Raw genomic sequence first — 14,436 nt, 5'->3', positions numbered from 1 at the left:
CCTGTTTAAAATTACTTTCCGGCATTTACAACCTGACCGAAATCAGCCTTGAGTGAAGCACCGCCGATAAGACCACCGTCGATGTCTGGCTTTGCAAGGAGCTCAGCAGCGTTGCCAGCGTTCATAGAACCGCCGTACTGAATTCTTACCGCCTCAGCTGTATCTGTATCGTAGATCTCAGCGATGAGATCACGGATTCCCTTACATACTTCCTGTGCCTGATCTGATGTAGCTGTCTTACCTGTTCCGATAGCCCAGATTGGCTCGTAAGCGATAACCATTGACTTAACCTGATCTGCTGTTACGCCAGCGAGATCTGACTTGATCTGAAGACGGATCCAGTCCATAGTAACACCGAGCTCTCTCTGCTCAAGTGACTCACCACAGCAAAGAATAGGTGTGATACCAGCCTCAAATGCCTTCTTAACCTTCTTGTTGAGAAGAACATCATCCTCCTTAAAGTAATCACGACGCTCTGAATGTCCGATGATAACGTACTTAACACCAGCATCAACAAGCATTGCTGCTGAGATCTCGCCTGTGTAAGCTCCGCTCTCCTCGAAGTACATGTTCTCTGCACCTACAGCTACGTTTGTTCCCTTTGTTGCCTCAACAACTGGTACGATATCGATAGCTGGTACACAGTATACTACATCTACGTCATCATTCTTTACTAAGTCCTTTAACAGGTTAACAAGCTCAACAGCCTCGCTAGGAGTCTTGTTCATCTTCCAGTTACCTGCAATAATCTTCTTTCTTGCCATTGTAATCTACCTCTTATATTTGTATTTTTTGATGAGTACCGGCCTGAACCGGCACCCACCAGTATAATCTTTATATCTCAGTGATATACAAATTACTTGTCGTTAGCTGCTGCTACGCCCGGAAGCTCCTTACCCTCAAGGAACTCAAGTGAAGCTCCACCACCTGTTGAGATGTGACTCATCTTTGAACCATAACCAAGCTGGTTAACAGCTGCTGCTGAATCTCCACCACCGATGATTGTTGTAGCGTCTGTATCAGCAAGTGCTGCTGCAACTGCCTTTGTACCAGCTGCAAGTACAGGGTTCTCGAATACACCCATAGGTCCATTCCAAACAACTGTCTTAGCTGTCTTAACTGCGTCTGAGTAAAGCTCGATAGTCTTAGGTCCGATATCGCAGCCTTCCTTGTCTGCAGGCATCTTGTCAGCGTCAAATACCTCTGTCTTGATACTTGGATCGTCGATAGGGTTAGGGAAATCCTCGATCATAACTGTATCAACTGGAAGAAGAAGCTTCTTGCCAAGGCTCTCTGCCTTTGCCATCATCTCCTTGCAGTAATCGATCTTAGAATCGTCTACAAGTGACTTACCGATCTCATATCCCTTAGCCTTAAGGAATGTGTAAGCCATACCACCACCGATGATAAGTGTATCGCACTTCTCAAGAAGGTTTGAAATAACGTTCAGCTTGTCAGCAACCTTAGCACCACCGAGGATAGCTACAAATGGTCTAACTGGGTTCTCTACTGCATTGCCAAGGAAGTCAATCTCCTTCTGCATTAAGTAACCAACTACTGCTGTGTCAACAAGTCCAGCAACACCAACGTTTGAGCAGTGAGCTCTGTGAGCTGTTCCGAATGCATCATTTACAAATACATCACAGATGCTTGCAAGATCCTTAGAGAAAGCCTCTCCATTCTTTGTCTCCTCAGCTCTGAAACGAGTATTCTCAAGAAGGATTACATCCCCATCCTTCATAGCGTCAACTGCAGCCTTAACTGTATCGTCAACAACCTCAAGGCTTGGTACGAACTTAACCTCCTGTCCAAGGAGCTCTGTAAGTCTCTTAGCAACTGGTGCAAGGGTCTTAGTCTGCTTGTCTTCCTCAGTCTTAACCTTTCCAAGGTGTGAGCAAAGGATAACCTTTCCACCGTCAGCGATAAGCTTCTTGATTGTTGGAAGAGCTGCAACAAGTCTGTTCTCGTCTGTAATCTCTCCGTTCTTTAATGGTACATTGAAGTCGCATCTGCAAAGCACGCGCTTGCCCTTAACATTGATATCATCTACTGATTTCTTGTTTAATGACATTTCTAATTCCTCCTAAATAATGTTATAGAACAGAAAACTATAAGTTGTCCTCTGCCCAGCTACCTACCCGCTCTTATGCGGGAACATAGAAACGCATAATTGCTTCCTACGAAGAAAAAAGGGCCCGGTCCTTGGAGACCGGACCCTCTATTAGGTCTAATAAATACTTTTAAATGAGCTTACATTATAAAAGCTAATTATAGCTTGAAATAACTTATGCTAACTCTGCGAAGTACTTGATTGTTCTAACCATCTGGCTTGTGTATGAGTTCTCATTGTCATACCATGAAACAACCTGAACCTCATATAAATCATCAGCGATCTTTGATACCATTGTCTGAGTTGAATCAAATAATGAACCATATCTCATACCGATAACATCTGATGAAACGATTGGATCTGTGTTGTAACCGAATGACTCTGAAGCAGCAGCCTTCATTGCAGCGTTGATTCCATCAACTGTTACATCAGCACCCTTAACAACTGCTGTAAGGATTGTTGTTGAACCTGTTGGAACTGGAACTCTCTGAGCTGATCCGATAAGCTTGCCATTTAACTCTGGGATAACAAGACCGATAGCCTTAGCAGCACCTGTTGAGTTAGGAACGATATTAGCAGCACCTGCTCTAGCTCTTCTTAAATCGCCCTTTCTGTGTGGTCCGTCAAGTATCATCTGATCGCCTGTGTAAGCGTGGATTGTTGACATGATACCAGACTGGATTGGAGCATAGTCATTAAGAGCCTTAGCCATTGGTGCAAGACAGTTAGTTGTACATGAAGCTGCTGAGATGATCTGATCATCAGCTGTTAATGTATCCTGGTTAACTGAGAATACGATAGTCTTAAGATCATTACCAGCTGGAGCTGAGATAACAACCTTCTTAGCACCTGCGTTGATATGAGCCATTGACTTCTCCTTTGAGCAGTAGAAACCAGTACACTCAAGAACTACATCAACACCGATCTTACCCCAAGGAAGGTTGTTTGCATCTGCCTCCTTGTAGATTGTAAGAGTCTTACCATCAACTGTGATTGTGTTAGCCTCATCATCAGCTGAAACTGTGTGAAGGTTCTCACCGATCTTGCCACAGTATCCACCCTGTGCTGTATCGTACTTGAGAAGATCTGCAAGCATTGAAGGCTTTGTTAAATCGTTGATTGCAACAACTTCATAACCCTCTGCACCGAACATCTGTCTGAATGCAAGACGACCAATACGTCCAAAACCGTTAATTGCTACTTTTACTGCCATTTTTTATTCCTCCTAGGTTTTTGAAATATAATAAAAGTATTTATCAATCTGCTACGCGGGAACGTAGCAAATAAATCGTGTTAAATACACAAGCTAATCATACATTCTTTAGGTATAAATTTCAAGCCTTAATCTCATTTTTTTAGTTATCATCTATCCAAAATAGACAAACTTGTTTTAACAAATTATACTAATGGGCTGAGACTATAGAAAAAATGTTACTACTACAATTTGATAATAATAAGATTACTCAACAGCTTTACTTTATATATTTTTTTCAGTGTTTTATGTTATAATATGAAACGCAATGATTAAAAACGGAGGTATACAGAAAATGATCATCTGTGATTCGCATATACATTCGGAGTTCTCAAGCGACTCTTCCGCCCCATTGGACAGTATAATCCAGAAGGCAATACAACTTGGAATTCCAAAGATCTGTCTGACAGATCACCACGATATAGACTTTCCTATCAATCCGGAGGACGGTTTCGACTTCCAGCTTGATTTCGATTCATATTTTGCTGCGCTGGATGAAATCCGGGACAGATACAGAGATAACATAGACGTGAGAAGCGGCGTGGAGCTCGGTCTCATGAATACCGTTGCTGATAAGGCAAGGGATATTGCAGGCAAATACAAAAACGAACTGGACTTCATCATAGGATCATCGCATCTTGTAAAAGGTCTCGACCCATACTATCCAGCTTACTATGAGGGACGTACAGAGATAGAAGGCATCCGCGATTACTTTGAGTCCATCCTTGAGAACGTGACTCTGATAGACGACTTTGACGTATATGGTCATCTTGACTACGTAGTAAGATACTGCCCATCAGGCGAGAATATCTTTAGGATGGCAGATTATACTGATGTGCTTGAACAGATTTTCAAAATAATCATCCCAAAAGGGAAAGGTATAGAGATCAATACCGGAAGCCTGTACAAGAATATGAGTTACGCACATCCTCACATGGATATCCTGAAACTCTACAAGGATATGGGCGGTGAGATCATCACAGTGGGGTCTGATGCACATAAGCCCGAATATCTGTGCTATGATTTTGAGACATATGCAAGGGATGCCCTCACATCACTCGGCTACAGATACTACTGTACATTCAAGAACAGAAAGCCAGAATTCAATCCGCTGTAAAATAAAATTGCAAAATATCAATTTATATACTTATAAATATAAAAAGATGGAACACATACGCCAGTTCAATGGCTTATATGTTCCATCTTTTTTATACCGTAAATTCAATTCCGGCAGTCACCTGACTGCTCTATTTGTTTCATATCTCATTATGCATTGTTTCCTGTATAGTACGGACTATGTGGTATATCATGAATGTCTGTTTTTCTCATTTTTTCAAGATAATCGCCTCCGGCGCCATCCAGATCACCATATATCGCATTTGGGCAATAACTGAGGAGCATGTCAAGGACTTTCTTTTTTCTCTTTTCGGTCACATTACAGTCAGAAAAATCAATGGTCCTGTGAAACTATTCAATTCAAACTCTCCATTATGTATCATGGAGCATATAGTGATTATCATAAAAACAAAAATCACTGAAAAGATGCCAAACAATATCCATCCACGCACTTTGACGTCTTTGCGCAAAACTTCTCTGCCTGTATCACCCATACGAAATCTCCTTATGTCAGACCATCACTCTTTGTAAAACCCTGTCAACAGATGCTTCCTCCGCCAAGCACATGATCATCTTCATAGAACACTACAGCCTGTCCCTTTGTCACAGCTCTTACCGGCTCGTCAAATACTGCTTCTACCAGATCTTCATCTATCTTTCTGATGGTACACATACTTCCCTTATGATTGTATCTGATCTTCGCCTTGACATGCATTGGCTCCGTGAGCTCCTCTATGGACATAAAGTTCAGTCTGTTGCATATCAGCCTTTCTGAAAATACATCTCCGTTCTCTCCTATAACAATCTGATTTGTCTCAGGTATGATGTCCACCACAAATACCGGATGCCCCATCGCAAGTCCAAGTCCTTTTCTCTGTCCTATGGTGTAGTGTATGATTCCCTTATGTCTTCCGATCGCATTGCCATGTATGTCTACAAAATCTCCCGGAACCGCCTTAAGTCCTGCCTCATTCTCAAGATAACCTGCGTAATCTCCATCTGGCACAAAGCATATATCCTGGCTATCCGGCTTGTGAGCCACCATAAGTCCGTGGTCCTCTGCAATTTTTCTTATCTCAGGCTTGCTGTACTCTCCAACCGGCATGAGTGTCCTGGCGAGCTGCTCCTGGGTGAGATTGTAGAGAGCATATGTCTGATCCTTCTCTATTCCCCTGGCCTCCTGGAGAGTATATCTGCCATTTGGAAGCTGTATGATCCTTGCATAGTGTCCCGTAGCAATATAATCGCCCCCGATGGCCATGCATCTCGTAAGCAGAGACTCCCATTTTACATATCTGTTGCATGCAATACATGGATTCGGAGTTCTTCCGCATTTGTATTCGTCCACAAAATAGTCTATTACGTACTTCTTGAATTCTTCCTTGAAATTCATAACGTAATACGGAATATCGAGCTGCGATGCCACACGCCTGGCATCATCCACAGCAGAAAGTCCGCAGCATCCGGCATGGGCACTCACCACGTCCCTGTCCTCATCCTGCCATATCTGCATGGTAACTCCTATTACATTGTAGCCCTGCTCCTTGAGCAAAAGTGCGGCAACCGACGAGTCGACTCCGCCTGACATTCCAACACACACTGTCTTCTTATCTGTATCGACCAAATTTTTTCCCTCTTTATACATAGTTATATCTTGTGTAATTTACATGTTTCTCCTGGCAAAATCCTGATACGCAGGTGACATTTTTCTGAGATTTTCCACGATTCTCTTGAGATTATCTACCACCGCATCCGCCTCATCCATGGTGTTCTCATATCCCAGAGTCAGTCTGACCGCACCATGGGATATCTCCTTCGGAAGCCCTATAGCTGTCAGCACATGGGAGGGATCAACAGAACCCGATGTACATGCGGAACCGGCAGAAGCACATATGCCCGCCATATCGAGCATGATGAGGATCGTCTCGCCCTCAACGAACTGGAAGCTGACATTTACATTGTTCGGAAGTCTGTCTTTGTCATGTCCGTTCAGTCTGGAATAAGGAATCTCCGATAAAATTCTGTGTATCATATGATCTCTGATATCTGTCTCCTGCTTCATCCGATCTTCCATTGAGAGCATCGCAAGCTCCGCAGCTTTGCCCATTCCTACAATCCCCGGTACATTCTCTGTTCCGGCACGTCTTCCTCTCTCCTGCTGACCTCCGTGGATAAAGCTTCCAAGCTTTATTCCACTCCGTATATACAGAAACCCGATTCCCTTCGGGCCATTAAGCTTATGTCCGCTGCTGCTGAGCATATCTATGTTCATGGCATTTACATCCAGTGGTATCTGTCCATACGCCTGAACCGCATCCGTGTGGAATAGAATGCCATGTTCATGCGCAACAGCTCCTATCCTGCTTATCGGCTCTATGGTTCCTATCTCATTATTTGCAGCCATAACCGAGATGAGGATCGTATCCGGTCTTATCGCCGACTCCAGCCTATCAGGATCAACCATCCCCTTCTCATCCACATCCAGATATGTCACGTCAAAGCCCCTCTTCTCCAGGTACTGACATGTGTTAAGAATGGCATGGTGCTCTATCCTGGTCGTAATTATATGTTTTCCCTTATCCTGAAAGGCTTCCGCTACAGCCTTTAAAGCCCAGTTATCCGATTCCGAACCACCGCCCGTGAAATAGATCTCCTCAGGCTTTGCACCAAGCGAATCAGCAATTATATCCCTCGCCACATTTGTCACATCCTTATTTCTCGATGCAAACGTGTATACGCCTGAAGGATTTCCAAACTTTTCTGTAAAATAAGGCAGCATGGCGTTGAGCACTTCAGGTCTCACCGCCGTCGTCGCTGCATGATCCATATATATCAACTTTCCCATTTCCGCTCTCTTTCCATTACCTTTTCTGTCACCTGTCAATGACAAATGCAAAACTGCATTCATCACACGAAACTATATTACTATATAGTATTCTACCACAATACAAATGCCACGTGCCATGTATATATTATTCTGCTCTCATCATATCTCATTATCTTCGTCTTTTAATCTCTTTGAACACTTTCCATAGGCTTTACTATTTTCTTATAGACCCTGAGAAGAAGAATCGTCGATATGATCACGCTGAAAACCTCTGCTATAGGGAACGCTGCCCACACACCATTCACACTGTTCATTGCTTTTGACAGAAAATATGCCACAGGAAGTATGACAAAAAGCTGTCTCGCCATAGACACTATCATACTGTACACGCCCTTTCCTACAGCCTGAAACATTCCCGAACATGTGACAGAAAATCCCGCAAATATAAATGCTGTGCTCATGATCCTGACCGCTGGTATACCCATCAACAGCATCTCATCTGTGGCATCAAATATTTTAAGTATCTGTCCCGGAAATACCTGCATGATAGCAAGACAGAATACCATAATGGAACAACCGACCATCACACCAAGCTTCATGGTGCGTTTCATTCTATCAGGTTTCTGTGCTCCGTAGTTGTATGAAATTATAGGTATCATTCCGTTGTTCAATCCGAATACAGGCATAAATGCCATACTCTGCACCTTGAAATACGCTCCGAACACTGCAACGGCCAATTTCGAGAATGAGTACAGTATCAGATTCAGGAAATAATTCATCACAGAACCTATTGCAACCATGATAACCGACGGCACACCTACGCTGAGAATCTTACCTATTATCTCACCATGTGGCCTGAATCTTCTGAGTGTTATATGGAGATCCGGATTCTTCTTGATATTGAATACCATAGCCAGAGTTCCAGCTATACACTGTCCACATACAGTTGCGATGGCCGCACCCTTTACTCCCATTCGAGGACATCCAAGAAGTCCAAATATCATTATAGGATCAAGTATAAGATTGATGACAGCACCGAGTATCTGGGTTATCATACTGTACATTGTACGTCCCGTGGACTGCAGCAATCTCTCAAATGTCATCTGGAAAGCTATACCGAAAGCACAACAGCAACACACCTCGAGATATTCTGTTCCATATTGGATTACCTGTGCATCTCTCGTCTGACTTTCCATGAATGTCCTTGCAAAGAATAAACCTATTATCAGGAATATCACATATCCTATCGCTTCAAGAAATATTCCCTGTCTCGCCACCTCATTTGCCCTGTCAAACTTCTTCTCTCCCAGCGCCTTGGATATAAACGCATTAAAACCTACTCCAAGTCCAGAGAAAACTCCGATCATCAGATTCTGTATCGGAAATGCCGTGGACACAGCCGTAAGTCCGTCCATGCTGAATCTTGACACAAACACACTGTCCACAACATTGTACATAGCCTGGAACAGCATGGAAATTATCATAGGAAGTGACATTGACATCAGAAGCTTTCCCTCAGACATCACTCCCATCTTATTTTCTCTGCTCTCACCTGCGAACGCCTTTCCATTAGCAGATATTGTTTTATTATCAGATATTATTTTCTCACCAGATTTTTTCCTGTTATCAGGTGATTTTTCATTATTTTCGACGATGTCTTTCTCTTTCATGTGTACCTCTCCTCTGCATGCTCCTGCTGTGCATAATGTACTATACCTGCCATTTGTGCTTATCCTCACACACACTTATCTTCACTTGCACTTATCCTCACATGCGTACTCTCTTTATCTACTATACTCAAACTAATTAATACTACATTATTTTTGTATTATTTACAATACACTTGTATTTCGATTTTCGATCTCTATTTTCTGATTTCTAATTTTCGATTTATCGATTTCTCATCGACTCAATTCACCGACTCGTATATTGGACCCATATATTCACATTTACAATCATCAATTCATTTATAGCTCACTAATAATGCTATTCAAACGATTCTACAATTCAGACCACCATACAGCTCAAAAAATCCCCCTCTTGAACATCAAATCCAAGAGGGGGACTTATAATTGATAATCTAAAATTATCTATATGACAAACAAGCTGTTAATTACTTATTAGCAAGCTCTGCCTTGATAGCCTCTGTAAGAGCTGGAACGATCTTGTTGAGATCTCCAACTACACCATAGTCAGCTACATCAAAGATAGGAGCATCCTCATCCTTGTTGATAGCAACGATGATGTCTGACTCTTCCATACCAGCTACGTGCTGGATAGCACCTGAAATACCGATTGCGAAGTATACCTGTGGACGAACTGTCTTACCAGTCTGACCAACCTGAAGCTCCTTTGGCTTCCAGCCTGAATCTACAACTGCACGTGAGCATGATACCTGTCCACCAAGTACCTCTGCAAGATCATCAAGGAGCTTGAAGTTCTCTGCTGAACCAACTCCACGACCACCTGAAACAAGGATTTTAGCATCCATGATATCCTTGATATCTGAGATAGCCTTTGAGATCTCAAGAATCTCAACATACTTGTTGTTAGGTACGAATCCTGGATTGTACTCGATAACTTCTGCCTTCTTACCAGCTACCTTGTCAAGCTTCTGCATAACACCTGGACGAACTGTAGCCATCTGTGGACGGTTGTCAGGACATGCGATTGTAGCGATTGTGTTACCACCGAATGCAGGACGTGTCATAAGAAGCTGATTGTGCTTCTGCTCCTGATTTGGAAGTGCAACAAGAGGGAAATCACCGATCTCAAGTAATGTACAGTCTGCTGTAAGACCTGTAGCAACTCTTGCTGAAACTGTTGGACCAAGATCTCTACCGATTGCTGTAGCACCAACTAAAACGATCTCTGGCTTGTACTCATTGATAACTGATGCAAGTGCGTGTGCATATGGCTCAGTTCTGTACTCCTTGAGCTCTGGATCGTCAACAACGATAACTCTATCTGCGCCGTACTCTGCAAGCTCATCTACAAGACCCTTAACGTCTGAACCGATAAGGACTGCAGTTACCTGCTCATCAAGCTTCTCTGCCAGTCTCTTTCCTTCGCCGATAAGCTCGAAAGAAATACCACTTAACTTATTATCTACCTGCTGTGCAAAGACAAATACGCCTTTGTAGTTCTTCATTTCTTCTGCGTTCATTGCGCCCATTTTATTCACCACTTTTCCTTTACTATATTAGATTACATGCTTATCCTTTAACTTGCCAACAATATAGCTAACTGCCTCATCTGGAGAATCAGGAACAACCTTCTCGCCTGCACCCTTTCTTACCTTATCTGAAGCCTTAGCGATCTTTGTAGGTGAGCCCTTAAGACCGATGTTAGAATCATCAACATCAACGAGGTCTGCTCTGCCAAGTGTTGTGATCTCTGCATTAACTGCATCGAAGATTCCACCTGGAGTCATGTATCTTGGCTCATTTAACTCAGAAAGTGCTGTTACAAGGCAAGGCATCTTAGCCTTTAACATATGATATCCGTCATCATACTGACGCTTAACGATAACTGCGTCTCCGTCAACCTTGATCTCCTGTGCATATGAAATTACAGGAATTCCAAGATGCTCAGCGATCTGTGGTCCAACCTGAGCTGTATCTCCATCGATAGCCTGACGACCTGTTATGATCAGATCATAATCAAGCTTTCTGAGAGCTCCAGCGATTGTTGTTGATGTAGCCCATGTATCAGCTCCACCAAGAACACGGTCTGTTACAAGAACACCCTTGTCAGCTCCCATAGCGATTGCTTCCTGAAGAACGTCAGCAGCCTTTGGAAGACCCATTGTAAGAACTGTTACCTCTGCACCATACTGATCCTTTAATCTAAGTGCAGCCTCAAGTCCTGCCTTATCATCAGGGTTCATGATTGTAAGCATTGCTGCTCTGTTTAATGTACCGTCTGGGTTGAACTGTACTCCACCCTTTGTATCAGGTACCTGCTTTATACAAACTATAACCTTCACGTTAAGTACCTCCTATATTACTTTAATAAGTTTGCAGAAATAACCATACGCTGAACCTCTGAAGTTCCCTCGTAGATCTCTGTAATCTTAGCATCACGCATCATACGCTCAACATCGTACTCCTTGATGTAACCGTAACCACCGTGTAACTGAACACACTTTGTAGTAACTTCCATAGCAACCTCGGCTGCGTAAAGCTTAGCCATAGCTGCCTCTACTGAGTAAGAAACCTTAGCACCGCTCTGGTACTCATCCTTCTTTCTTGCTGCCTTGTATACGAGAAGCTTAGCTGCCTCGATCTTTGTTGCAAGATCTGCAAGAACGAACTGTGTATTCTGGAACTGAGCGATTGATCTGCCGAACTGCTTTCTCTCTTTAACATAGTTTACTGTTGTCTCGAGAGCGCCCTCTGCAATACCAAGAGCCTGAGCAGCGATACCGATACGTCCACCGTCAAGTGTGTGCATAGCGATATTGAATCCCTTACCCTTCTGTCCAAGAAGAGCGTCCTTTGGAATACGGCAGTCTGTGAAGATAAGCTCGTATGTTGAAGAACCACAGATACCCATCTTGTTCTCCTTTGTACCGAATGTAAATCCAGGTGTACCCTTCTCTACGATGAATGCTGAGATCTCCTTCATCTTTCTGCCACGCTTCTCAACGATACCAGTAACTGCGATAACGATATATACGTCAGCCTCTTTACCGTTTGTGATGAAGCACTTTGATCCGTTAAGTACCCACTCGTCTCCGTCAAGTACAGCCTTTGTCTGCTGTCCCTGAGCATCTGTACCAGCACCTGGCTCAGTAAGACCGAAAGCACCAAGCTTTCTGCCTGAAGCAAGATCAGGAACATACTTCTCCTTCTGAGCTGGTGTACCAAATGTTACGATAGGATCAACACAGAGTGATGTGTGTGCTGATACGATAACACCTGTAGTACCACAAACCTTTGAAAGTTCCTCAACGCACATAGCATATGTGAGAATATCACAGCCCTGTCCGCCTAACTCCTTAGAAACAGGGATTCCTAAGAAACCATACTTTGCCATCTTCTCTACAGTCTCTCTAGGAAATCTGTGCTGTTCGTCAATTTCCTGAGCAAGAGGCTTTACTTCATTCTGCGCGAACTCTCTGAATAAATTCTGCGCCATTTCATACTTCTTGTCTAAAGCGAAATCCATTCTAATTATTCCTCCATGAATATATTATATTACTTAGCACTATTACTGAGCATCAACTGGTGTCTTTGTACGATCAGCATTGTATACATAGAATCCTCTGCCGCTCTTAACACCAAGGTTGCCGCCACGTACCATCTTACGAAGTAATGGACATGCACGATACTTGCTGTCACCTGTCTCATTGTACAGAACGTCCATGATTGCAAGACAGATATCAAGGCCTACGAAATCACCTAACTCAAGTGGTCCCATTGGATGGTTAGCACCAAGCTTCATAGCAGCGTCAATACCAGCTATGTCTGATACACCTTCCATCTTGATGAATGCAGCTTCGTTGATCATTGGGATGAGGATTCTGTTTACTACGAATCCAGCAGCCTCGTTAACCTGTACTGGAGTCTTACCGATCTCCTCTGAGATCTTAACGATCTTCTCTACAGTCTCAGCTGGTGTATTAACACCTGCGATAACCTCGATAAGCTTCATTCTGTCAGCTGGATTGAAGAAATGCATACCGATCATAGGACGTGTAAGACCATTTCCAATCTCTGTGATAGAAAGTGATGATGTGTTTGAAGCGAATACACACTCTGGCTTGCAGATCTTGTCAAGCTCAGCAAATGTTGTCTTCTTTACTTCCATGTTCTCGAAAGCAGCCTCAACTATAAGGTCGCAGTCTGCACATAAGTCTTCCTTAAGACCTGGAGTGATGCTGGCAAGAATACCATCAACCTTCTCCTGTGTCATCTTTCCTTTTTCTACGAGTCTTGCATAACCCTTAGCGATCTTGTCCTTACCGCCTTCAGCCCACTCCTGCTTGATATCACAGAGTGCAACCTCGTATCCGTCAACCTGAGCAAATGCCTTAGCAATGCCCTGACCCATGGTTCCTGCACCAATTACGCCAACCTTCATTTTTATGTCCTCCTAAATCTTTTTTCCCGGTAAACATGAGAAATTCATATACGTTTCGTTTAACATGCTACCATAATACTTATATCACACATTTAGGATGGTTTACCTTTATCAGATCCCCCACCCTGTTGAACACCAGCCATGCAAAATTTGCCTACGGCAAATGGCTGGTGCTACATGTCAGTTTTTCACAGAAAAACTGACACATATTCTAAATGTTAATATCAGAACTGTTAATTATTACTTGTTCTGGAAAGGAACAACCTTAAGCTTCTTTTCCTTGTCTTTCTCAAGGAAGTTGCCCATTCCTGCCTTCTGATCCTCTGTCTCGAAACAGTCACCAAAAAGCTTCTCCTCAATAACAATTGCCTGATCCATATCTACCTGTAATCCATCGTTGATAGCCTTCTTGCAGTTTCTCACTGCAATAGGAGCGTTCGCTGCGATTCCGGCTGCCATCTTCTTAGCTGCTGGAAGGAGCTCCTCAAGTGGATAAACAGCATTCACAAGACCGATTCTGTAAGCCTCGTCAGCCTTGATGTTTCTTGCTGTATAGATAAGCTGCTTAGCCATGCCTGCGCCTACAAGACGCGCAAGTCTCTGTGTTCCACCAAAACCAGGTGTGATACCAAGACCAGCCTCTGGCTGACCGAATATTGCATTCTCTGAGCAGATTCTGATATCACAGCTCATTGAGATCTCGCATCCGCCGCCAAGAGCGAATCCATTCACTGCTGCGATGACTGGGATAGGGAATGTCTCAATGGCTCTGAACACATCGTTACCCTTCTTACCGAAGGCCTCTCCCTCTGCCTTTGTGAGTGTTGACATCTCACCTATATCAGCTCCGGCAACAAATGACTTCTCACCGGCACCTGTAAGAATAAGACATCTTGTTGTATCAAGATCAACTGCCTTGAATGTTGCATCAAGCTCTTCAAGAACTGCACTGTTGAGTGCGTTCAGAGCCTTTGGACGGTTGATTGTGATAATTCCTACATATCCATCCTGTTCGTATGTAACAAACTCCATGATGTATCTCCT

At 43.3% G+C, this 14,436-nt stretch carries 13 protein-coding genes; 1 reads left to right on the top strand and 12 read right to left on the bottom strand.

The features are described 5' to 3' along the window. Nucleotides 1–11: 11 nt before the first annotated feature. From tpiA to gap, 3 genes are all read right to left on the bottom strand, one after another. Entirely contained in the window at nt 12–764 is a 753-nt protein-coding gene (gene tpiA, locus DWX57_RS02880) for a triose-phosphate isomerase (RefSeq protein ID WP_004852916.1), read from the bottom strand. 92 nt (nt 765–856) lie between these two features. Further along, complete coding sequence (locus tag DWX57_RS02875) at nt 857–2,071, bottom strand: phosphoglycerate kinase (protein ID WP_022216404.1); 1,215 nt, start codon at nt 2,069–2,071, stop codon at nt 857–859. Between the two features lie 214 nt (nt 2,072–2,285). Continuing rightward, entirely contained in the window at nt 2,286–3,323 is a 1,038-nt protein-coding gene (gap, locus tag DWX57_RS02870; protein ID WP_004852921.1) for a type I glyceraldehyde-3-phosphate dehydrogenase, read from the bottom strand. Between the two features lie 334 nt (nt 3,324–3,657). Here gap and DWX57_RS02865 point away from each other — a divergent pair, with 334 nt between their 5' ends. Beyond that, complete coding sequence (locus DWX57_RS02865) at nt 3,658–4,479, top strand: histidinol-phosphatase HisJ family protein (RefSeq protein WP_243106153.1); 822 nt, start codon at nt 3,658–3,660, stop codon at nt 4,477–4,479. A 313-nt stretch (nt 4,480–4,792) separates the two neighbouring features. Here DWX57_RS02865 and DWX57_RS02860 read toward each other — a convergent pair whose 3' ends face one another. From DWX57_RS02860 to DWX57_RS02820, 9 genes are all read right to left on the bottom strand, one after another. Further along, a complete protein-coding gene (locus tag DWX57_RS02860; protein WP_119999557.1) occupies nt 4,793–4,972 on the bottom strand; it encodes a hypothetical protein in 180 nt (59 codons plus the stop codon). Nucleotides 4,973–5,016: 44 nt separating this feature from the next. Continuing rightward, entirely contained in the window at nt 5,017–6,123 is a 1,107-nt protein-coding gene (mnmA, locus tag DWX57_RS02855; RefSeq protein ID WP_120123006.1) for a tRNA 2-thiouridine(34) synthase MnmA, read from the bottom strand. A gap of 18 nt (nt 6,124–6,141) precedes the next feature. Next, the gene (gene nifS, locus DWX57_RS02850) at nt 6,142–7,323 is read right to left on the bottom strand and encodes a cysteine desulfurase NifS (protein WP_118757723.1); all 1,182 of its coding nucleotides are present in this window, start codon (nt 7,321–7,323) and stop codon (nt 6,142–6,144) included. A 164-nt stretch (nt 7,324–7,487) separates the two neighbouring features. Beyond that, nucleotides 7,488–8,975, bottom strand: a complete 1,488-nt coding sequence (locus DWX57_RS02845; RefSeq protein WP_120123005.1) for an MATE family efflux transporter — start codon at nt 8,973–8,975, stop codon at nt 7,488–7,490. Nucleotides 8,976–9,418: 443 nt separating this feature from the next. Beyond that, entirely contained in the window at nt 9,419–10,480 is a 1,062-nt protein-coding gene (locus DWX57_RS02840; RefSeq protein ID WP_015535002.1) for an electron transfer flavoprotein subunit alpha/FixB family protein, read from the bottom strand. A 27-nt stretch (nt 10,481–10,507) separates the two neighbouring features. After that, nucleotides 10,508–11,293 (bottom strand): electron transfer flavoprotein subunit beta/FixA family protein, encoded by a 786-nt coding sequence (locus tag DWX57_RS02835; protein WP_022058361.1) that lies wholly within the window; start codon nt 11,291–11,293, stop codon nt 10,508–10,510. A 17-nt stretch (nt 11,294–11,310) separates the two neighbouring features. Continuing rightward, entirely contained in the window at nt 11,311–12,477 is a 1,167-nt protein-coding gene (locus DWX57_RS02830; RefSeq protein WP_004852934.1) for an acyl-CoA dehydrogenase, read from the bottom strand. Between the two features lie 42 nt (nt 12,478–12,519). After that, complete coding sequence (locus DWX57_RS02825; protein ID WP_055279931.1) at nt 12,520–13,392, bottom strand: 3-hydroxyacyl-CoA dehydrogenase family protein; 873 nt, start codon at nt 13,390–13,392, stop codon at nt 12,520–12,522. Nucleotides 13,393–13,632: 240 nt separating this feature from the next. Then, complete coding sequence (locus tag DWX57_RS02820; protein WP_004852940.1) at nt 13,633–14,424, bottom strand: enoyl-CoA hydratase-related protein; 792 nt, start codon at nt 14,422–14,424, stop codon at nt 13,633–13,635. Nucleotides 14,425–14,436 lie beyond the last annotated feature (12 nt).

Origin of the sequence: Coprococcus sp. AF19-8AC (assembly GCF_003603115.1) — a bacterium.
GTDB lineage: Bacteria > Bacillota > Clostridia > Lachnospirales > Lachnospiraceae > Coprococcus > Coprococcus aceti.
This window is presented reverse-complemented; position numbering and strand designations above follow the sequence as displayed.